At 68.1% G+C, this 20,740-nt stretch carries 21 protein-coding genes; 8 read left to right on the plus strand and 13 right to left on the minus strand.

Features of this window, described 5'->3' with window-relative positions:
* Nucleotides 1-29 precede the first annotated feature (29 nt).
* The gene (gene hpt, locus EV668_RS17645) at nt 30-602 is read left to right on the plus strand and encodes a hypoxanthine phosphoribosyltransferase (RefSeq protein ID WP_133772499.1); all 573 of its coding nucleotides are present in this window, start codon (nt 30-32) and stop codon (nt 600-602) included.
* Nucleotides 602-982: a response regulator gene (locus EV668_RS17650; protein ID WP_133772501.1), complete on the plus strand. Its 381-nt coding sequence runs from the start codon at nt 602-604 to the stop codon at nt 980-982. The genes hpt and EV668_RS17650 overlap by 1 nt, the downstream gene beginning before the upstream one ends.
* Here the strand turns inward: EV668_RS17650 and EV668_RS17655 are convergent.
* Nucleotides 972-1,463: a TspO/MBR family protein gene (locus tag EV668_RS17655; RefSeq protein ID WP_133772503.1), complete on the minus strand. Its 492-nt coding sequence runs from the start codon at nt 1,461-1,463 to the stop codon at nt 972-974. The two genes, EV668_RS17650 and EV668_RS17655, sit on opposite strands and share 11 nt — an antisense overlap.
* A gap of 80 nt (nt 1,464-1,543) precedes the next feature.
* On the opposite strand from EV668_RS17655, the gene EV668_RS17660 reads away from it, so the two are divergent.
* The gene (locus EV668_RS17660; RefSeq protein ID WP_133772505.1) at nt 1,544-2,701 is read left to right on the plus strand and encodes a trans-sulfuration enzyme family protein; all 1,158 of its coding nucleotides are present in this window, start codon (nt 1,544-1,546) and stop codon (nt 2,699-2,701) included.
* Nucleotides 2,702-2,714: 13 nt separating this feature from the next.
* Here EV668_RS17660 and EV668_RS17665 read toward each other — a convergent pair whose 3' ends face one another.
* Both EV668_RS17665 and EV668_RS17670 read right to left on the minus strand, forming a co-directional pair.
* A complete protein-coding gene (locus EV668_RS17665) occupies nt 2,715-2,945 on the minus strand; it encodes a hypothetical protein (RefSeq protein ID WP_133772507.1) in 231 nt (76 codons plus the stop codon).
* 62 nt (nt 2,946-3,007) lie between these two features.
* Nucleotides 3,008-3,223: a hypothetical protein gene (locus EV668_RS17670; protein WP_133772509.1), complete on the minus strand. Its 216-nt coding sequence runs from the start codon at nt 3,221-3,223 to the stop codon at nt 3,008-3,010.
* Between the two features lie 622 nt (nt 3,224-3,845).
* On the opposite strand from EV668_RS17670, the gene EV668_RS17675 reads away from it, so the two are divergent.
* A complete protein-coding gene (locus EV668_RS17675) occupies nt 3,846-4,877 on the plus strand; it encodes a calcium-binding protein (protein ID WP_166652534.1) in 1,032 nt (343 codons plus the stop codon).
* Between the two features lie 841 nt (nt 4,878-5,718).
* Nucleotides 5,719-7,047 (plus strand): calcium-binding protein, encoded by a 1,329-nt coding sequence (locus tag EV668_RS17680; protein ID WP_280960123.1) that lies wholly within the window; start codon nt 5,719-5,721, stop codon nt 7,045-7,047.
* 33 nt (nt 7,048-7,080) lie between these two features.
* Here the strand turns inward: EV668_RS17680 and EV668_RS17685 are convergent, their stop codons facing one another.
* Together EV668_RS17685 and EV668_RS17690 are read right to left on the minus strand one after the other, a co-directional pair.
* On the minus strand, nt 7,081-8,226 hold the full coding sequence (locus EV668_RS17685) for a GNAT family N-acetyltransferase (RefSeq protein ID WP_133772514.1): 1,146 nt from the start codon (nt 8,224-8,226) through the stop codon (nt 7,081-7,083).
* Complete coding sequence (locus EV668_RS17690; protein ID WP_133772516.1) at nt 8,223-9,569, minus strand: lipopolysaccharide biosynthesis protein; 1,347 nt, start codon at nt 9,567-9,569, stop codon at nt 8,223-8,225. Before EV668_RS17690 ends, EV668_RS17685 begins: the two co-directional genes overlap by 4 nt.
* A 165-nt stretch (nt 9,570-9,734) precedes the next feature.
* On the opposite strand from EV668_RS17690, the gene EV668_RS17695 reads away from it, so the two are divergent.
* Nucleotides 9,735-10,028, plus strand: coding sequence for a type II toxin-antitoxin system RelE/ParE family toxin (locus tag EV668_RS17695; RefSeq protein ID WP_133772518.1), 294 nt, complete (start codon nt 9,735-9,737; stop codon nt 10,026-10,028).
* Complete coding sequence (locus EV668_RS17700; protein ID WP_342636840.1) at nt 10,025-10,312, plus strand: addiction module antidote protein; 288 nt, start codon at nt 10,025-10,027, stop codon at nt 10,310-10,312. Before EV668_RS17695 ends, EV668_RS17700 begins: the two co-directional genes overlap by 4 nt.
* A gap of 16 nt (nt 10,313-10,328) precedes the next feature.
* On the opposite strand, the gene EV668_RS17705 is transcribed toward EV668_RS17700, so the two are convergent.
* The 7 genes from EV668_RS17705 to EV668_RS17735 all read right to left on the minus strand — a co-directional run bounded on the left by EV668_RS17705 (nt 10,329) and on the right by EV668_RS17735 (nt 18,264).
* On the minus strand, nt 10,329-10,805 hold the full coding sequence (locus EV668_RS17705) for a GNAT family N-acetyltransferase (protein WP_166652535.1): 477 nt from the start codon (nt 10,803-10,805) through the stop codon (nt 10,329-10,331).
* A 4-nt stretch (nt 10,806-10,809) separates the two neighbouring features.
* On the minus strand, nt 10,810-12,201 hold the full coding sequence (locus EV668_RS17710; RefSeq protein WP_133772525.1) for a M20 family metallopeptidase: 1,392 nt from the start codon (nt 12,199-12,201) through the stop codon (nt 10,810-10,812).
* A complete protein-coding gene (locus EV668_RS17715; RefSeq protein ID WP_133772527.1) occupies nt 12,198-13,094 on the minus strand; it encodes an ABC transporter permease in 897 nt (298 codons plus the stop codon). The genes EV668_RS17710 and EV668_RS17715 overlap by 4 nt, the downstream gene beginning before the upstream one ends.
* Entirely contained in the window at nt 13,091-14,011 is a 921-nt protein-coding gene (locus EV668_RS17720; protein ID WP_133772529.1) for an ABC transporter permease, read from the minus strand. Before EV668_RS17720 ends, EV668_RS17715 begins: the two co-directional genes overlap by 4 nt.
* Nucleotides 14,012-14,206: 195 nt before the next feature.
* Nucleotides 14,207-15,733 (minus strand): ABC transporter substrate-binding protein, encoded by a 1,527-nt coding sequence (locus EV668_RS17725; RefSeq protein ID WP_133772531.1) that lies wholly within the window; start codon nt 15,731-15,733, stop codon nt 14,207-14,209.
* A gap of 765 nt (nt 15,734-16,498) precedes the next feature.
* Complete coding sequence (locus EV668_RS17730; RefSeq protein WP_133772533.1) at nt 16,499-17,485, minus strand: threo-3-hydroxy-L-aspartate ammonia-lyase; 987 nt, start codon at nt 17,483-17,485, stop codon at nt 16,499-16,501.
* Nucleotides 17,486-17,490: 5 nt separating this feature from the next.
* Nucleotides 17,491-18,264: an enoyl-CoA hydratase gene (locus tag EV668_RS17735; protein ID WP_133772535.1), complete on the minus strand. Its 774-nt coding sequence runs from the start codon at nt 18,262-18,264 to the stop codon at nt 17,491-17,493.
* 168 nt (nt 18,265-18,432) lie between these two features.
* Between EV668_RS17735 and rpoN the strand changes: the two genes are divergently transcribed.
* Entirely contained in the window at nt 18,433-19,950 is a 1,518-nt protein-coding gene (gene rpoN, locus EV668_RS17740; protein WP_133772537.1) for an RNA polymerase factor sigma-54, read from the plus strand.
* Between the two features lie 15 nt (nt 19,951-19,965).
* Here the strand turns inward: rpoN and EV668_RS17745 are convergent, their stop codons facing one another.
* Entirely contained in the window at nt 19,966-20,703 is a 738-nt protein-coding gene (locus EV668_RS17745; protein ID WP_133772539.1) for a sulfite exporter TauE/SafE family protein, read from the minus strand.
* Nucleotides 20,704-20,740: the final 37 nt, after the last annotated feature.

Here is a 20,740-nt window from a genome sequence, read left to right on the forward strand (position 1 = left end):
CCGCCGCCGCCTTCTGCCACCATCGGCGGATGGAGCGAACCTACCGCCTGCGCACCCTTTTCGACGAGGCCGCGATCGCAGCCCGCAACGAGGAACTGGCCCAGTCCATCGTGGCCGCGACGGCACCCGACCTGCTGGTGGTCGCGGTGCTCAAGGGGTCCTTCATGTTCGCCGCGGATCTCATCCGGGCCCTGCACAGGGCTCGGGCGGCGCCGCAGGTCGAGTTCATCCACCTGTCGAGCTACGGCTCCGGGACCGTCTCGCGCGGCTCGGTGGCGATCCTGCGCGACATCGAGAGCGACGTCGCGGGGCGCGACGTCCTCCTCGTCGACGACATCCTGGAATCGGGCCGCACGCTCTCCTTCGCCAAGGATCTCCTGATGGCGCGCGGCGCGCGCCGCGTCTTCGTCGCCGTCCTTCTGGAGAAGGCCAACAAGAGGGCGGTCACGATCGACCCCGATTTCGTCGGTTTTCCCTGCCCCGACGTGTTCGTCGTCGGCTACGGCATGGACGTCGCCCATAATTTCCGTCAGTTGCCCTTCGTCGGGATCGTGGCTCACGGGCAGGAGGAGCCGGATCTGTTCGACGGCCGGGATCAGTGATGGCGCGTATTCTTCTCGTCGATGACGAAGACACGGTTCGAGGATTTCTGAAGCGGGGCCTGGAACTCGACGGTCATACGGTGACGACCGCGATCGACGGTGCGGACGCCATGGAGCGGCTCGCCGAGATCGAGGGCGCCGTCGACCTGATGCTCACCGATATCCGCATGCCGATCATGGACGGGATCTCGCTCGCCCTCGCGGCGAAGCGCGACTACCCGGCCCTCACGATCCTCCTGATGACCGGCTATGCCGATCAGCGCGAGCGCGCCAAGAACCTCGAGGCGATCGTCGCGGACGTGCTGACCAAGCCCTTCTCGCTGGCCGAGCTGCGCACGGGCGTCCGGCGCGTGCTCGACGAGGCGGGCATCAGGCATTGAGCCAGAAGACGCCGAGATTGAGGTAGGTCGCGTACGAGACCCAGGCGAGATACGGCACGAGCAGCCCGGCCGCGATCCGGTCGACATTCCAGGCGAGCCGGATGGTCGCGATCAGGGCGGCGATGAGCGCCAGGATCACGACGAGCCCCAGCGCGGGGCTGCGCGCGGCGAAGAAGGCGAACGACCACAGGCAGTTCAGCGCGAGCTGGACGAAGAACGCCATGACCGCCGCCCGCCGGCCGGGCGTCTCCGGCGGATGGCCGAGAAGCCTCCAGACCGAGACGATCATCATCACGTAGAGCGCGGTCCAGACCGGTCCGAACACCCCGTTCGGCGGTGTTCCGGCCGGCTTCGTCAGCCCCGCATACCAGCCGGGGATGTTCGGCGCGGTCGCGAACCCGCCGAGGATCGAGACGATCGCGACCGGCACGACGGCGATGGCCGTGCGCAGAAGCGCATCCGTCCGCAGCGACCGCGTCATGCCCGCCCCCGCATTGCCGAGGGCCGAGCCTCTGATACGGTTTCCGTCCTGCCCGATGTCATTGCGCCGAAAGCCTCGTCATGAGCGACACCTCTTCCTGGTCCAAGGCGAGCCTCGCCGCGCAGGCGCTCGGCCGGACCGATCCGGTCACCAAGGCGGTCGTGCCGCCGCTCCATCTCGCCACGACCTATCTGCGCGACCCCGATAACGCCTATCGCTCGGGTTTCGTCTATGGCCGGCCCGACAATGCGACGATCCGCGACACGGAAGCGGTCATCGCGGCGCTGGAGGAGGCGGAGGCCGGCGCGATGCTGTTCGGCTCGGGCACCGCGGCCGCGACGGCCTGTTTCCTGGCGCTCGATCCCGGCGACCACATGGTCGCGCCCGCCGTCATGTACTGGGCGCTGCGCAAATGGCTGCTGACGGAGGGACGGCGCCTCGGGCTCGAGGTGACCTTCGTCGAGACCGACGACCTCGGGCAGCTCGAAGCGGCGATCCGGCCCGGGAAGACGAAGCTCGTCTGGGTGGAGACGCCCTCGAACCCGCTCTGGACCGTCACCGACATCGAGGCCGCGGCGGCGCTTGCGCATCGGGCGGGCGCCCGGCTCGCGGTGGATTCGACCTGCGCCTCGCCCTTCCATACGCGTCCGCTCTCCCTCGGCGCCGACATCGTGATGCATTCGGCGACGAAGATCCTGAACGGCCATTCGGACGCGCTCGCGGGCGTCCTCGCGGGCGCCAAGGCCGACGAGTACTGGGCGCGGCTCGCGACGATCCGGTCGGGGATGGGCGCCATCCTCGGGCCCTTCGAGGCCTATCTGCTTCAGCGGGGCCTCAAGACGCTCTACGTGCGCGCCCCGGCCCAGGCCCGCGCCGCCCAGGATCTCGCCGAGCGCCTCGCGCGCCACCCGCAGGTCTCGCGCGTGCTCTATCCGGGCCTGCCGCAGCATCCGGGCCACGAGGTCGCGGCCCGGCAGATGGAGAAGGGCTTCGGCTTCATGCTCTCCGTCCAGGTCCGGGGTGGGGAGGCGGCGGCCATCGCGACCGCGGCCCGCGTCGGGCTCTGGAAGCGGGCCACCTCGCTCGGCGGGGTCGAGAGCCTGATCGAGCACCGTGCCTCGATCGAGGGGCCGGGGACGCCCTGTCCGGCGGATCTGCTGCGGCTCTCGGCCGGGATCGAGGATGTGGACGACCTCTACCGGGATCTCGACGAGGCGCTGGCGGCCGCGCATCGGTGACACCGCTGGGGCGTCAGCGGCAGAGGCCGTAGAGGCGCGCGCGCTCGAGGTTCAGCTGGCCGCAGCGGCCGCCGGGCTCCCGCGCGCTGGACGGACGGATCGCCGGCCGCCGGGCCTTGCGGCGACCGGCCTGGCCGTGCCCGGCGCGGGTCTGCGCGGCGGCATAGCCCGATTGGGCCCGCGCCGGCTCGGTCGGGGCGAGGACGAGAAGCGCGAGCGCGGCGATGACGAGGGCGGGTTTCATGGAGAGTCTCCGGTTTCCTCCAAGGGAAACGGGAGCGCGCCGCCGAACCGGCCAAAAGCCCGTCAATGCGTTCGCGACAGCAGCAGGGCCGTGAGGGCCCGGGCGACCGGCTCGGTGACGTTGCGCCGGTACTTGCGGTGGACCAGCTGGCCGTTGTGATAGACGTCCTGCTCGACATAGAGCCGCTCTCCGTCCCAGCGGACGATCTCGTCGCTTTCGACGGTCTCGATCACGCCGAGATCGGAGCGGAGGTGCGAGCGGGTCTCGTTCTCGGGCATTGCGATCCTCGGTCGACGTTTGCATCGTAACCACGCAGACCCGGTCTGGCCAAGAGGCAAGATGGGCGCTGCGCGGCTGCCATCTCGATGGGAGATGTCTTGACCGCGCCTTGCGCCCGCTGGCATCGGGCCCGGCACATCGTCCGGCTTGCGATCGAGACCCAGATGCGCCCGCCCGGGAGATCGGAGCTGGCGTTGTCGTGGGGGCCGAGCTGGGCTCAGTCGGTATCCGTACGGTCCCGACATATCCGACCGTTCGGTTCAAATTCCCGATAGCGCGTGGTGATCTCTTTAACCCGCAATGCGATGAGTGAGCCGTCTTTATGCGGGGCGCTCGCCTCATGCTCGGGAAGCGTCGATGGCAACAATCTCATTCACTTACGGCACTGATTATAATCCGCTCCAGACAGTGGATGTCGGCAACACGTCCGTCTCCGAATATCAGGACCCGGATCGCTCATATGGGGTCGGGGTCGGTGGTAGTTCCGGATATTTTCTATTCAATCCGTGGGGAGTTCCTTCCTACAGCAGCGGTCAGTATTTTTCGGACATTAACGGCCCCCCGGATTGGATCCACGGCACCAACTACTCGATCTTCGCGGATTTCCGTCAAAATAACGCCGTGGTTGCGCTCGGCGGAGGGGATTTCGGCGACATCCTGATCGGCGGCTCGGCTGGGGACAGCCTCAGCGGCGGCGCGGGCGACGACCGCCTCGACGGCGGCCTCGGCGCTGACACGATGACGGGCGGCACCGGCAACGACATCTTCTTTGTCGACAATGTCGGCGACGTCGTCGTGGAACTCGCCGGCGAGGGGATCGACCAGGTCCGCACGACGCTCGACAACTATGTCCTCGGCGCCAACGTCGAGAACCTCTTCCTGATGGGAAGCGCCGATCTCAGCGGCACGGGCAACGAGCTCGACAACATCCTGATGGGCAATAGCGGCGCGAACACCCTCTCGGGCGGGGCCGGCGACGACCGACTCGACGGGCGGGGCGGCGCGGACATCCTCATCGGCGGCACCGGCAACGACACCTACTACATCGACGATCTCGGCGACGTGATGGTCGAGGAGGCCGGCGAGGGCTATGACACCGCCTTCCTCAGCGTCGACGGCTACGTCCTCGCCGACGGCGTCTCGGTCGAGCGCCTGATCCTGCGCGACGGCATCGTCTCGGCGACCGGCAACGACCTCGACAACGTCATTCAGGGCAATGCCGGCGACAACACGCTCGCCGGCGGGGGCGGGCGCGACACGATCCGGGGCGGGGCCGGCAACGACACGCTGATCGGCGGCGCGGGCATCGACAACCTGTATGGCGGGACGGGCGCGGACACCTTCGTGCTGACCGCGACGACGGCCGACCGCGACATGATCCGCGATTTCGTGGCGGCCGAGGACATGATCCAGATCAGCGCTTCCCTCTTCGGCGGCGGCCTGGTCGCCGGGGACGAACTCACGCCCGAGCAGTTCGTCCTGAGCACGACCGGCCGCGCGACCTCGGCGACGGATCGGTTCCTGTACGTCGAGAGCAAGGGGCATCTCTATTACGACGCCGACGGCTCCGGCCGGGACGAGGCCCCGCAACTCATCGCCGTCCTGACCACCATGCCGACCCTCACCGCGGCGCATTTCGACATCGTCATCTGAGCGCGGCGCCGTCATCCTGGGTCTCGCCTCGTCCATAGCCTCGCGAAGGCGGCGGACCTCCGGCGTGAGACGGGGAAGGCGACCCAGGCAATCGGCGGGGAGGCCGCGCGACCACGATCCGCGCTCCGACGAACCGCTTCCGTCGTCCGCTGGCCTTCCTGCTCCCCGGTGGCACGTTGCCGGCGGCTCGGCCGGAGCGAGCATTCTGCGGCATCTGCCCGCCTGCCGCGTCTTCCTCGCCGACAAGGGCTGCGACGGCGATGCGATCTGCGGCCAGGTCGAGGCGTCGGCTGCCGCTCCGAACATCCCGGCCAAGGTCGATCGCCGCCGGAATCCCCCTCTCGCCCATCTTCTATCGTCAGAAAAACGCCGTCGGGAGGATGTCCTGCCGCATCAAGGACCGGCATCGCGTCGCCACCTCGTCCGGCGCGCGATCGGGACGCAGAGGCGTCCGCCCGAGTGACCGGAGCGGGCCTCTCCGTGAATGCGGCACCGCTTATGTCATGTTTCGTACAGGGCTGTCAGGCCGGACGAATATTCCGGAAATACTTGGTCGCAGAGTGTTCTTGTTAAGCTGAGGTGAGATGTGTGAGTCGTTGCGGGGCGAGGGCGCAGCCCTCCGGAGGCAGCGATGGCAACCATCTCATTCACCTATGGGGGCGACTTCGACCCGACCAATACGGTCGCGTTCACAAATGCGGATCCGGCCACCTATCAAGATCCAAATCGCAGCTATGGCGTCGGCCCGTATGTTTCCCCGGCCTGGTACCTGATGAATATCTTTGGCGCAAGCTATGGAAGTGGAGTATTTTTTGGCGACCCTAACGGTATTTCCGGCTGGATGAGCGCTGATCAGTATTCTATTCGCGCCGATTTTTCACAAAATCTAGCGTCTGTAGCGCTCGGAGGAGGGGACTTCGCGGATATTCTGATCGGCGGCGCGGGCAACGATCGCCTGAACGGCGGCCTCGGGGCCGACACGATGACGGGCGGGGCCGGCAACGACATCTACGTCGTCGACAATGTCGGCGACGTCGTCGTGGAACTTGCCGGCGGGGGGCTCGACCAGGTCCGCACGACGCTCGACAACTACGTGCTCGGCGACCATGTCGAGAACCTGTTCCTGATGGGCAGCGCCGATCTCAGCGGCACGGGCAATGCCTTGGACAACGTCCTTCAGGGCAATAGCGGCGCCAACACGCTCTCGGGCGGGGCGGGCGACGATCGCCTCGATGGCGGCCTCGGGGCCGACACGATGACGGGCGGCACCGGCCATGACATCTTCTTCGTCGACAATGCCGGCGACGTCGTCGTGGAACTCGCGGGCGAGGGGATGGACCAGGTCCGGACCACGCTCGACAACTATGTCCTCGGCGACAACGTCGAGAACCTCTTCCTGATGGGAAGCGCCGATCTCGGCGGCACAGGCAACGAGCTCGACAACATCCTGATGGGCAATAGCGGTATTAACGTCCTGTGGGGCGGGGCCGGCAACGACCGCCTCGACGGACGAGCCGGAGTCGATGCTCTCATCGGCGGCACCGGCAACGACACCTACTACATCGACAATCTCGGCGACGCGATGATCGAAGAGGCGGGCGAGGGCTACGACACCGCCTTCATCAGCGTCGACGGCTACATCCTCGCCGACGGCGCCTCTGTCGAGCGCCTGATCCTGCGCGACGGCATCGTCTTCGCGACCGGCAACAACCTCGACAACGTCATCCAGGGCAGTGCCGACGACAACATCCTCGCCGGCGGGGGCGGGCGCGACACGATCCGCGGCGAGGCCGGCAACGACACGCTGATCGGCGGCGCGGGCATCGACAGCCTGTTCGGTGGAGCGGGCGCGGACACCTTCGTGCTGACGGCGACGAACGCCGATCGCGACATGATCCGCGACTTCGTCGTTGGCGAGGACACGCTCCAGATCAGAGCCTCGCTCTTCGGCGGCGGCCTCGTCGCGGGGGACGAGCTCACGCCCGAGCAATTCGTGCTGAGCACGACCGGCCGGGCGACCTCGGCAACCGACCGCTTCCTCTATGTCGAGAGCAAGGGTGCCCTCTACTACGACGCGGACGGCTCCTGCCGGGACGAGGCGCCCCAGCTCATCGCCGTCTTCACCACCATGCCGACCCTCACCGCCGCGCATTTCGACATCGTCATCTGAGCGCGCGGGCGGGAGCGTCACTTCCGCCCGTTCTCACGTCTTCCTACGGGCGGAAGGCAGGATGCGCCGGGCGGCCTCGCGGCCGCGCCGCTCGAAGCGGGCCAGGCGGAGCCGGCGCTCCAGCGTCAGCGCGTCCGCTCCGGGCGGGACGGCGATGATTTCGGCGACCGTCTCGCGGTCGCGGTAGAGGCTCTCCAGCGGCGAGCCGGGAAGCGTCGCCGAATCGAGCCTGTCGGCAAAGCCGGTCTCGTGGCAGAGCCGCGCGATCTCGGCTTCGAGCAGGAGGCCCGGAGCCTGGCTTCGCAGGGTCTCGTCATAGGTCGTCTTCAGCAGCGTCGCCGTCCCCGCGCCGACGAGCGCGAGGCTGATGGCGATCGGCCGGCCGTCGAGGGTCAGGGCGTCCGCCCGCGCCGAGACGGGTCCGCCGGTGTCGCGGAAGAGGGTTCGGGCGAAGGTGGCCGTCTCCGTCCGGCAGGCGAGCGCGGTTCCCGCGGCGCCCTTCCAGCTCTCCTTTTCCAGCAGCAGAAACGTTTCGACGAGCGCGGCGAGGCGGGAGCCCTCCTCCGCGCTCTCGACGGCGACCCGGCCGGTCTCGCCGAGCCGCCGCAGCCGGCGCCGGAGATCCTTGAAGCGGGCCCGGTGCGGGTGCCCGGCAAGGAAGGCATCGAAGCTCTCGCGGCGGTCGAGGACCGGGCGCTCGAAGGACATGGCGGCCGCATGGCTCCAGCCCGCGCTCCGCAGCGCGGCGAGCAGCGCCGATCCCGCTACGCTCTCGCTCGACAGGAGCGGCCAGCGCCAGGCCCGTCCACCCGAGGCGGCGAGGAGGCCGTCGGCGAGCGCGGCCAGCGTCGCCCGGCCGGCATCCGCCACGATCAGGGGAGCCGTCGCGGTGATGTAGGGGGAGAGGAAGGGCCGCGCGACGAGGCCGCCGAGCGCGCTGAGATCGCGCCGCAGCCCGAATGGCAGCAGCGCATCCAGCCGCTTGCCGGAGGACACCGTCAGCACCCGCAGGTCGGACGGCAGGAGCCCTGCGGAGCGATGGGCGGCGATGACGTGGCGGCTGTAGAACGGATGGGGCGAGGCGGCCCGGCGGAAGAGGTCGTCCCAGGCTGCCGGTGCGATCTCCTCCGGGCGCAGGATCGCGGACCGGGCCTCGGCGATGGTCGGCGCGGGCGTCATGGGTTTCGCTCCGTGCGCCGCGACCAGACCGGCGTCGCGAGGCCGAGGATGCGCCGGGCCGCGACGGCGAGCGCGGCGGCGCGCAGAACGGTGGCGGTCGCGATGGCGAGCGCCGCCCCGATCGCGCCGAAGGCCGGGACGAGCGCGAGGCACAGCAGGACGGCGATCGCGAGCATGACGGCGGTGACGACGGCGCAGAGCTTCTCGCCCGCGAGCATCGTGAGGAGATCCTCGGCCGGCCCGAACAGGCTTCCGATCACGGTCCCCGCGACGAGGATCGCGAGGATCGGCACGCTGGCTTGGAAGTCCGGCCCGAACATGGCGAGGAGGAGCGGGCTCGCTGCGAGGATCACCACGCCCACCACGGCCGTCGCGCCCGCGGTCGCGACGGACATCCGGCCGACGAGGCGGGCGAGAGCCGCGCGGTCGCCGACGGCATGGGCGGCGCTGTAGCGCTGGGCGCTCGCGGCCTGCGCGGCGAAATGCACGAAGGCGACGAATTGCTGGATGCGGGTCGCGGCGAAATAGAGCCCCACCACCGAGGGGGGCATCAGGAAGCTGAGGACGACGACGTCGACGAAGGTGAACCCGGCATGGGCGAGGTCGATCGCGGCGATCGGCAGCGTCGCGCCGAACCAGTGGCGCCAGCGATAGGCCCGCGCGCCGGGCGGGATCGTGCGGCGCAGGCGGACGAGGAGGATCGCGCCCTGGATCGCGGTCGCGACGGCGGCGGCGGCGAGCATGCAGGCCATGGCGGTGCCGGCCTCGGCCGGCGCGCCCAGCATGATGGCGGCGACCATCGCCGCCATCATCACGCTCTGCCGCAGGAGATAGGGCGGGGCGATGGCGAGCCCGCCCCAATCCTGGCTTCGCGCGACGCCTTCGAGATAATCCTGGAAGGCGAAGAGCGGCAGGATGCAGGCCGCGAGGAGGAGGGGCGCGCGATAGGGCTCGGCCAGCAATCCGGGCCAGAGGAACAGGAGGGCTGCCCCGGCGAGCGCGACGGCGAGCGAGGCGCCGATCGTCACCACCGTCCCGGCGAGGAGATAGCCGCGCGCCTCGGCGAGATGGCCGTGGGCCTGATGTGCGGGCAGGAAGCGCGAGGCGCCCTGCGACAGGCCGAAGGTGAGGGAATGGCCGATCATCGCCGTCCAGACCCAGACGGTCGCGTAGATGCCGTATTGCTCGTTGCCGAGGAGGCGCGCGACGAGAACCTGCGCGCCATAGGCGACGATCGCGGAGGCGATGCGGATCGAGAACACGGTCAGGGCCGAGCGCGCCGGACCCTCGCGGAGAGAGCGAAGCCGGTCGAACCCCGATGCGAGGAGCGCCCCCGCCGCCATGATCGCCTCGCCCGAACCTGTCCAAGCCGAGCCCGAGCCTTAGCCGGCAGGGCTTGAGGTCGCATTAAGATCGACGTTGAGCTTTTCATCCGCGGACATGGTCCGACGTGGTGGATCGTGGAGGGACTGTGCATTATAGTTGACGGCCAGGCTTTGGGGGCGGCCGTGATCGAGGTTCGTCAAACCGACCTGTTTGTGACCTGGCTCTCAAAATTGCGGGATCGGAATGCACGCATGCGGATTGTGGCCCGCATCCGCCGCATGGAGGCCGGCAGTCCAGGTGATTGGAAGGCGGTTGGCGGCGGGGTCAACGAGATGCGGATCGACTGGGGGCCAGGATACCGGGTCTATTACGTGCACCGAGACGAAACGATCGTGATCCTGCTCTGCGGCGGCGACAAGCGCACACAGCACGCGGACATCGAACTGGCGAAGACCCTGGCTCAGGAGGTACGATGATGGCTCTCGAAACGACCCGGTTCGATGTCCAGGAGCACCTGAAGACCCCTGCGGAACAGGCCGCCTATATCGAAGCCGCATTGGAGAGCGGCGATCCGTCCTTCATCGCCGTTGCCTTGGGCGATATCGCCAAGGCGCGCGGCGTGACCGCCTTCGCCCGGGAGACAGGCCTCAGCCGGGAGACGATCTACAAGACCTTCGTCGAGGGCGGGAACCCGACGCTGGACACGTTGGCGAAGGCCACCAAGGCGCTCGGCCTGCGTCTGGCGGTCGTTCCGGTCTGAACTCCGGCCGTCTTCGTCAACCTAGACCTGCCCGAACACACCGGTTCATGATCGTCCGCATGCGGCCGAGATACTCGACCTCCTCGACATCCCTCCAGCCGTGGGCCCGATAGTAGTCGGGCAGCGTTCCCGAGGTGAAGAGATAGAGGCGACGGAACCCCAGCGACGCGGCATGCTCTACGGCCGCATCGATCAACCTGCGGCCGGCACCCCTGCTCCGCTCGCTGCCATCCACGAAGAGCTGCCCCAGCCAGGGCGTCAATTCGGGCCGGATGGTCATCTCGGAGGCCAGCACGTTGACGGAGCCGATGAAACGGCCGCCATCGCTTGCGACGAGAATGGTCGGAAGGCCATCCGCGTCCGCCGCAAGCGCGAGGAAGCGGCTATAGGCCTCGGCCGACGCAAAACCCGTCAGCGCCCCCCAGTACTCGAACTGCCGGCGCGCGATCGTCTCGATCCATGGCGAACCGGCCGGGAGGGGCGCGATCCGCACGATCTCATCCCTTGGCGATGCCGCTTTCGGGGATGTCCCAGTAGAGCCCGGCCATCACGGCCAAAGCCTCGCGCAGGAGCGCCGGGGGCAGGTGCTCGTTCGGGGCGTGCTGGGAGCAGCCGTTATAGGAATGCGGGACCCAGACCGTCGGCAGGGCGAGGATGTCGGAGAAGGCGTCGTTCGGCAGCGAGCCGCCGAGATTGGGCAGGAGCAGCGGCTCGGCCTCCGAGGAGCGCCGCATCGAGCCGAGGGCGAAGGAGACCCAGGGATTGTCTGGGTCGAGGCGCGTCGCGGGGAAGACCTCTTCCTTCGCCGGCTCGACCTGGACATAGCCGAAGCCGTGCTTGTCGAGATGGCGCCGAAGGGCCGGGATGATGTCGTCCATCTCGACACCGACCACGAAGCGGAGCTGGCAACGCGCCCAGGCGCTCGGAGGCACGGCGTTGACCGGGCCCTTCGGGTTGCCGCTCTCCATCGCGAGGATTTCGAAGGCGCACCAGCCGAAGACCTTCTCGGGGCCGGTGAAGCCGGGCTCGCTCCAGGTCGGATCGATCACCGGGGCGTCCTCGCCCATGTCGAGTTCGAGCCCGGCGAGAGCCTCGCGGACCTTCGCCGGCAGGCCGCCCTTCGGCCGCCATTCCGGGATCAGGATCTCGCCCGTCGGGCTCGTGATGGTCGAGAGGGCGTGGACGAGCTGGATCGCGGGGCTCGACAGGAGGCCGCCCCAATTGCCGGAATGATGGCCGCCCTCGCGCGCATCGATGAAGACGTCGAAGGAGGCGCCGCCGCGCGTGCCGAGATAGATGGTCGGGCGCATCTGGTCGGGCCGCGGGCCGTCCGAGCCGATCAGGACGTCCGAGCGGAAGAGGTCGCGATGGGCGCGGCAGACCTCGCGCAGCCCCGCCGAGCCGGTCTCCTCGCCGGTCTCGATCAGCCATTTGGCGTTGAAGCCGAGCTTGCCGCGCGTCTTCAGCACGGCCGCCTGGGCGGCGAGATTGACCGAATGCTGGCCCTTGTTGTCGGCGATGCCGCGTCCGTACCAGAGGCCGCCGCGCTCGGTCAGGGTCCAGGGGTCGAGCCCGTCCTTCCACTGCTCCTCGAGCCCGCGGATGACGTCGCCGTGGCCGTAGCCGAAGACCGTGAGGAGGGCCGGGTCCTCGATGCGCTCGGCATAGAGGAACGGGCCTTTCGCCTTCGGCTCCTCGATGAGCCGGCAGGAGAAGCCGAGCGCCTCGAAGGCGGGCGTCAGGTCTTCGGTCAGGTAGCGGCGGAGGTCGCCGGCCCGCGCGGGGTTCTGGCTCTCGGTCGGGATCGCGATCCGGCGGGCGAGATCGGCCCGGAAGGCGCCGCTGTCGAAATGGTGCAGCGCCTCGGCGATGGCCGCGTCACGGGTCATATATTCGTCCTGTCGGGTGAGATGGCGTCGCGCAGTCCGTCGCCGAGAAGGTTGATCGAGAGGATCAGCACCGCAAGGCAGGCGCCGGGTATGGCGATCAGCCAGAACGAGAACAGCATGTAGGCCTTGGCCTCGGAGATCATGAGCCCCCAGGAGGGGAGGGGGGGCTGGACCCCGAGACCGAGGAAGGAGAGGGCGGCCTCGAGCAGGATCGCGCTCGCGGCTTCGAGCGTCGCGGTGACGATGAGGAAGGGCGCGACGTTGGGCAGGATCTCGCGCCAGATGACGCGCGCCGTCGTCGCGCCTCCGGCCTTGGCGGCCGAGACGTATTCGAGGTTGCGCACCGTCTGGGTCGCGCTGCGCATCACGACGGCGAACCGGTCCCATTTGAGGAGGCCGAGGACGAGGATGACGAGCGGCAGCGAGCCCCCGAGGACGGCGACGGCGGCGAGCGCGACGAGGATCACCGGCAGAGCGAGACGGACCGTGATGAGGAAGGTGACGACCATGTCGACGCGGCCGCCGAAATATCCGGCCGCGACGCCGAGGACGGTGCCGATCAGGCCCGAGAGCAGGGCGACCGACCCGCCGATCAGCAGCGAGATGCGCGAGCCGTAGAGGAGGCGGGCGAGATAGTCGCGGCCGAGCGGGTCCGTGCCGAGCGGGTGGCTCCAGTCGCCGCGGGCGTACCAGACGGGCGGCACCGTCCGGCGGGCGAGGTTCTGCGTGTAGGGGTCGTGCGGCGACAGGAGCGGCGCGAAGATCGCGATCAGAACGATGATCGCGAGCACGGCACCGCCGAAGACGAGGCTCTTGTGCTGCCACCACGAATGGCGCAGCGAGCGGAGGGCGACGGGGGCCGTGACGGCCTCTTCGGATGCGGAGCCGCTCACATCGAGGCCCTCAGTCGGGGGTCGAGATAGGCGTTGAGCACATCGGCGCAGAGCGTGAGCAACACGTAGAGAACCGACAGGATCAGCACCACGACCTGCATCACCGGCAGGTCCTTGTGGGTAATGGATTGGTAGGCGAGGTAGCCCAGGCCGTCGAGCGCGAAGACGGTCTCGATCACGACCGAGCCGCCGAGGAGGTAGCCGAGCTGGACCACGGCCAGCGCGACGACCGGGACCAGCGCATTACGAAGCCCGTGCCGGATCACGACGTTCGGGCGCGATACGCCCTTGGCCCGCGCCGTCCGGATGAAGTCGGAGGACAGGGTCTCGATCATGCCCGCGCGAATGAGGCGCATGAAGGCCGGGGCGACGTAATAGCCGAGCGCGATGGTCGGCATGACGTAGTTCTTCCACGATCCGGTGCCGGAGGCCGGGAGCCAGCGCAGCGTGATGGAGAACAGCATCACGAGGAGCAGCGCGAAGAAGAAGTTCGGCAGAGCCTGTCCGGCCACCGCGATGGCGAGCGCGAGACGATCGATCCAGGAATTCGGCTTCAGCGCGGCGACGACGCCGAGGGGGATCGAGATCGCCAGCGCGAAGAGCAGCGACAGGATCCCGAGCGTCAGCGTCACCTGGATCTTGTCGAAGACGAGGCCCGCGACGTCGGTCTTGAAGAAGTAGGACTGCCCGAGATCGCCCTTCAGCAATCCTCCGAGCCAGGAGAAATATTGCACGATGACCGGACGATCGAGCCCGTAGGTCTCGCGGACCAGGGCGATGTCCTCGTCCCGGGCACCCTCGCCGGCGATCGCGGTCGCCACATCGCCCGTCATGCGGACGAGGCCGAAGGAGAGGATCGACACCGCGATCCCGACGAACAGGGCCAGGATCAGGCGCTTGATGATGAAGGCGGTCATGGCGCCTGCCTTTGTTCCGTCTCGCCTCGTGGGAGCCGGCCGCGCGACGAGGGCGCGACCGACGAGGGGGCTGGCGCAATGCCCTCCATCGCTCGAACGATCATGCGACGCCCTGGCGTGACACCCTCATCCGACCCTGCTCAGGGCCACCTTCTCCCGCGCGGGGAGAAGGGCGCATTTCGACCACCGCGTTCCTCACTTCCAGGTCATCTCCCAGAAGCGGGGCAGCTCGTCCGGATAGGCCTTGAAGGTGAGGGCGTCGGAGGAGACGTAATAGGTCGGGACGGAGTAGAGCGGCACGGTGTAGGCCCGCTCGGTGATCAGCGTCAGAGCCTTCTTGTAGGCGTCCTTGCGCACGGCCGGATCGACCGAGCTGTCGCCCGTCTTCAGCAGGCCCTGGATCTCCTTGTCGTGGGAGATGTCGTCGCTGCTCCCGCCGAAATAGACCGGCGTCGAGGCGGAGACGTCGTTGACCGAGAACGATCCCCAGGTCTGGAAGCCGAGCGCCGCCTTGTTGGTGCGCATCTGGTCGCGCATCGCGGCGTATTGCATGAAGCGCAGGTTCGCCTTGATGCCGGCGGCCTGAAGGTAGTTGATGAGCGCCTCCGCGATCGAGCGCTCGCGATAGACGTAGAAGTCGAAGGAGAGGTTCGAGACGCCGGCCTCCTTGAGCAGCGCCCTCGCCTTGGCCGGATCGTAGGGGTACTTCGTCGCCCCCTCGTCGGTGCAGCCGAACTGGCTGAAGAAGCACGGCGTCGTGAGGGCGCGCGATCCGCCGCCGACGAGGTTCTTGACGATCGCATCCTTGTCGATGGCGTGGTTGATGGCCTGACGCACCTTCACGTCGCGGAAGGCGGGGACCGGGCCGTCGGGCAAGGAATTGAAGTGCAGGAAGGCGATGCGCATCGTCTCGCCCGCGACCGTCTTGAAGCCGGGCGCGTTCGCCATCTGCTCGGCCTGGTCCTTCGGCACGTTCATGATGAAGTCGAGCCCGCCCGACAGAACCTCGGCGATCTGCGTCTGACGATCCGGGATGAAGCGGATGTCGACCTTGGCGACCTTCGGCTGAGGCTTCGGCGAATCCTTGAAGTAGTCGGCGTTGCGCTCGAGCACGACGGATTTGCCGATCACGTGGCTCGTCACCTTGAAGGGACCGGTGCCGATGGGCTTCTCGTTCATGCCCCGGGGGCCGACCTTCTCGTAATATTTGGCCGGATGGATCACCACCGGGCCGGCCAGGTACTCGATGGCGGCCGGGAAGGTTTCCTTGGTGACGAGGCGGACCTTGTAGGTATCGAGCTTCTCCGCGCGATCGATCCAGTTGACGTTGGCCTGCGTCGTAACCTTGTTCTCGGGCTTCGAGACGAAATTCAGCGTGAAGACGACGTCGTCGGCGGTGAATTCGGTCCCGTCATGGAATTTGACGCCCCGCCGGAGGTCGAACTCGATCGTCTTGTCGTCGATCTGCTTCCAGCTTGCGGCGAGCTGGCCCTTGTATTCGTTGGTCGTCGGGTCGCGATAGACGAGCGTGTCCCAGACGTGATGGGCGATGATGACGCCCGCCCGCATGTTGTTGAAGAACGGATCGATATTCTCCGGAACCTGATCGTAGGCGAAGCGGATGGTGTTCGAGGCCTTGTCGGCAAGGGCCGGCGTGACGGCGGGGGCTGCGCCGAACAACAGGGCAGCTGACAAGAGGGCGACGCCGAGCCTGTGCTTCATGGGGTTCCGCCTCATTTGATTGTTGATGTGCCCATGTCGCGGGGAAGCGCGACGCGAGTCAAGCGCCCGGACGGGCTCGCTCTGCCTTCGTCGTCGGCGTCCTGCGCGATCGGATCGCAGGCCGCTCAGGGCCGGCCACGGGCAAGAGGCGCGATCGACCTCGTCGATCCCGGCTGCTGCGCTTTTTTTGCGCTGCGAGCCACAGGCGCGGGCGACTCCAAGCCAAGCCTGAGCCATCGCGGCTGCGAGGCAGCATTTGCCTCAGTCATGCAAAGATGAACATTTGATGAACTGGTGATGGAACGTGAATTACGAAATTGTCATCTCCCAACAATGCCGACGATAGACGAAACAAATCATTCTTGTTGTCGTTATCGAGCCTTACATCAGGAGAGATCTAGATGATCAGAACACTCGCTATAGCCGCCGCTGCCGCGATCGTCATGGCCGCTTCGGCTGCTTCGGCGCAGGTTGTTCGCGTGGGGCCCGGCGGAGTTAGCGTCGGCTCCGGGCATCACTACCACCATCGGCCTCATCACCACCGTCACGGCTATCGTCACCGCCACCGATATGGCGCTCCCGTCGCCGTCCGTCGTGGCGTGACGCGCGGCCCCCGGCAGGTCTGTCGGACCGAAACGGTCCGTCGCGGCGGAACCGTCCGCACCACGCGCGTCTGCCGCTGACCGGTTCGTCCGGATGATCGCGAGACGATGATCGCGATCGAGGGCCCGGAGGGCGTCGAACGCCCTCCGGGCCGCCCTTGATTCAGGGCGTGCCCGCCTTGGGCGTGAGGAACGAGGCGAGGGCGGCAGGGTCGACATTGCCGCCCGACAGGATCACGCCGACGCGACGTCCCGAGACCGGCACCGCGCCCCCGAAGGCTGCCGCCGCGGCGAGGCAGCCCGTCGGCTCGACGACGATCTTCATCCGCTCGACGAAGAACCGCATCGCCTCGACGAGGCCCGCATCCGGCACCGTCACGACCTCCGAGACGAGGCGCTGGATCAGCGCGAAGGTCCGCGCGCTCGGCGCCGGGGTCAATGCGCCGTCGGCGATGGATTTCGGGACGGGAATCGTGACGATCCGCCCGGCCGCGAGCGATTGCTGAACGTCGTTGCCGGCCTCCGGTTCGACCCCGACGACACGGCAGCCGGGGGAGAGGGCCTCGGCCGCGAGGGCGGAGCCGGAGAGCAATCCGCCTCCGCCGAGGCAGACGAGCAGGAGATCGAGCGGTCCGACCTCCTCGATCAGCTCCTTCGTCGCCGTGCCCTGGCCCGCGATCACGTCCGGGTGGTCGAAGGGCGGAATGATGGCGAGGCCGCGCTCCTCCGACAGCCGCCGCCCGATCGCCTCGCGATCCTCGGTATAGCGGTCGTAGAGCAGAACCTCGCCGCCATAGCCCTTGGTGGCGGCCATCTTGAGGGCCGGCGCGTCCTTCGGCATCACGATCACCGTCGGCACGCCCTCGAGGCGGCCCGCATAGGCGATCGACTGGGCATGGTTGCCCGAGGAGAACGTCACGACGCCGCGCGTCCTCTGCTCGGGCGAGAGCGAGCGGATGGCGTTCAGCGCGCCGCGAAACTTGAAAGCGCCTGCCCGCTGCAGGTTCTCGGCCTTGAAGAACAGGCGCGCGCCCGTCCGCTCGTCCGCGGTCCGGGAGGTGAGGACCGGGGTCCTGTGGGCCGCACCCTCGATGCGGCGGGCGGCCGCCTCGACATCGGCATAGGTCGGCAGGGATGCGATCTCGGCCATCCCGGTCACGCGTTCCTGAACGAGGCGGGACGCTTCTCGACGAAGGCCTTCATGCCCTCCTTCTGGTCCTCCGTGGCGAAGACGGCATGGAACACCCGCCGCTCGAAGCGCACGCCCTCGGCGAGGCTCGTCTCGTCGGCGCGGTCGATGGCTTCCTTGGTGAGCATCGCCACGGGACGGGACATCGAGGCGATCGTGGCCGCGGTCTTGAGGGCGTCGTCGAGCAGGTCCGCGGCGGGTACGATCCGCGCGACGAGCCCCGCGCGCTCGGCCTCCTCGGCGCCCATCATCCGGCCGGTGAGGCACAGTTCCATCGCCTTGGCCTTTCCGATCGCCCGGGCGAGCCTCTGCGTGCCGCCGATGCCCGGGAGGACGCCGAGCTTGATCTCGGGCTGGCCGAACTTCGCCGTGTCGGCGGCGAGGATGATGTCGCACATCATCGCCAGCTCGCAGCCTCCGCCGAGGGCGAAGCCGGAGACGGCCGCGATGACCGGCAGCCGGTGGCGCGCGATCCGGTCGCCCACCGCGAAGAGGTCTTCGGTATAGATCGCCGGATAGGTCTTGTCGGCCATCTCGACGATGTCGGCGCCGGCCGCGAAGGCCTTCTCGGACCCCGTGATGACGACGCAGCCGATCCCTTCGTCCGTGTCGAAGCCCGACAGGGCCTGCTCGACCTCCCGCAGGAGCGCCTGGTTAAGCGCGTTCAGCGCTTTCGGCCGGTTGAGGGTGATCAGGCCGACGCGGTCGCGCGTCTCCACAAGGATATGGTCATAGCTCACGGGGCATCCTCCGGCCGGGTTTGCCCTTCGGGCTAACCAAGCCGGCGCCGCGCGGCAAGACGGCTCCCGGCAGAGATCGGGTTTGTGCGCCGCACAAACACTTTGACCGCAGGCTGGAACTCAGCTAAACCGCTTAATCAAGCAAGAACTGTGCCGGAGTAGGTGGCGATGGCGCTCATGCATCGTCTAGAGATGCGTCAGGGCCAGTCGCTGGTCATGACGCCGCAGTTGCTGCAGGCCATCAAGCTTCTGCAACTGTCTCATCTCGACCTTGCCACTTATGTCGAAGGCGAATTGGAGCGCAATCCCCTCCTCGAAAGCGCCGCTCCGGACGACGGCTCCCGCAACGTTTCGCTCGACGAGCCCGCTCCCCCTGGAGGCGACGGTCTCGACCTCTCCCGGGGCGAGATCGAGAGCGCTCCGGACGGACGCATCGACGAGGTCTTCCAGGACAGTCGCTCCGATTTCGCCGAGGCCCCGGCCGAGCGGGCCGCAGGCGATGCCCTCGCCGTCAGCATGCCGGCCTGGCAGAGCAGCGGCGGAGGCGGCGGGTTCGATGGCGGAGAGTTCGATCCGACGGCGAACCTGACCGAGGACGAAAATCTTCGTGATCATCTGGAGCGGCAGCTTCTTCTGGCGACCGCCGATCCGCTCGACAGGCTGATCGGGCGCCATGTGATCGATGCGGTCGACGATGCCGGGTATCTCGGCGAGAGCTGCGCCGAGATCGCCGAGCGGCTGGGGGCCGAGCCCGCCCGCGTCGAGCGCCTCCTGGGGCTCATCCAGACGTTCAGCCCGACCGGCATCGCGGCCCGCAATCTCGCCGAATGCCTCGCACTCCAGCTCAAGGAGCGCGACCGCTACGATCCGGCGATGGCGGCCGTTCTGTCGCGTCTCGATCTCGTCGCCCGGCGGGACGTCGCCGGCCTGAAGCGGCTCTGCGGCCTGGACGACGAGGACATCTCGGAGATGCTGGCCGAGATTCGCAGCCTCGATCCGAAGCCCGGCCGCGGCTTCGGCGGCGGCCCGGTCCAGGTCCTCGTGCCCGACGTCTTCGTGCGGGCCGCGCCGGACGGCTCCTGGCTCGTCGAGCTCAATCCCGACACGCTGCCGCGCGTCCTGGTCAACCAAGCCTATCACGCACGGGTGTCGCGGACTGCCCGTACGGACGGGGACAAGAGCTTCATCAGCGAATGCCTGCAGAGCGCCAACTGGCTGACGCGCTCCCTGGAGCAGCGCTCGAAGACGATCCTCAAGGTGGCGAGCGAGATCGTGCGCCAGCAGGACGGGTTCTTCGCCTTCGGCGTCACCCATCTGCGCCCGCTCAACCTGAAGACGGTCGCCGATGCGATCGGGATGCATGAATCGACCGTCTCGCGCGTGACCTCGAACAAGGCCATCGGCACCGCCCGCGGCACCTTCGAGATGAAGTACTTCTTCACCGCCTCGATCCCCGCCGCTTCAGGCGGGGAGGCCCATTCCTCGGAATCCGTCCGTCACCGCATCAAGCAGCTCGTCGACGCCGAGGGGCCGGACGACGTGCTGTCGGACGACGCCTTGGTGAAGAGGCTGAAGGACGAGGGCATCGACATCGCCCGGCGAACGGTCGCGAAATACCGGGAATCCCTCCGCATCCCCTCTTCGGTCGACCGGCGCCGCGACAAGAAGCTCGCCGCTTTGCGGTGAGGCGGGCGGCGGCCCTCAGATCACGAGACCGAGGCCCGAGGCGAGCAGCATCGCCGCGAGCAGGCGCTTGAAGGCGGCCTCGTCCAGCCGCCCGTAGATCGTCCATCCGAGCGCCGTGCCGGCGGCGAGCGCGGGAAGGGCGAGCAGGACCATCAGGATGCCCTCCCGGTCCAGGGCCACCGCGCCGAGGACCAGCATCGTGGCGAGATGCGCCATCAGGATGAAGGGCTGATAGACCCCGCGCGCGGTCTGTTTCGGCCAGCCGCGGAGCTGCGTCCAGATCGTCGGGATGACGCCCGAGAAGCCGCCGATCCCGCCGAGCACGCCGCCGACGAAGCCGATCGCACCGTCGGCGGGCCTGCCGCCCGCCGAGACGATCGGAAGGCGCGGCGCAACGAGCGCATAGAGCCCGTAGAGGACGAGGAAGACCCCGAGGCTGACCTTGACGGCCGAGACGTTGACGGAGGTCAGGATCGCGACGCCGACGGGGATGCCGAGAAGCCCGCCGACGGCGAACGGCCCCAACCGTGCCGGCTCCACCGTCTTCAGCATCGGCAGGACGAGCACGGCATGCAGGATCGTGCCGCAGACGACCACGAGCATCGTCGTGTGGACCGGATCGAGCACGTGAAGCCAGATCGCCGAGGCGGTCAGCGCGAAGGCGAATCCGGCTCCGCCCGCGGCGAGCGAGCCGAGGAAGGCGCCCGCCCAGAGGAAGCCGATCGTCTTCCAGGTGAGGCCGGCAATCAGCATCCGTGTGGACGGCCCCTCATCGGCCGATCCGAAGCCG

The sequence above is a fragment of the Enterovirga rhinocerotis genome (assembly GCF_004363955.1).
Taxonomy (GTDB): domain Bacteria; phylum Pseudomonadota; class Alphaproteobacteria; order Rhizobiales; family Beijerinckiaceae; genus Enterovirga; species Enterovirga rhinocerotis.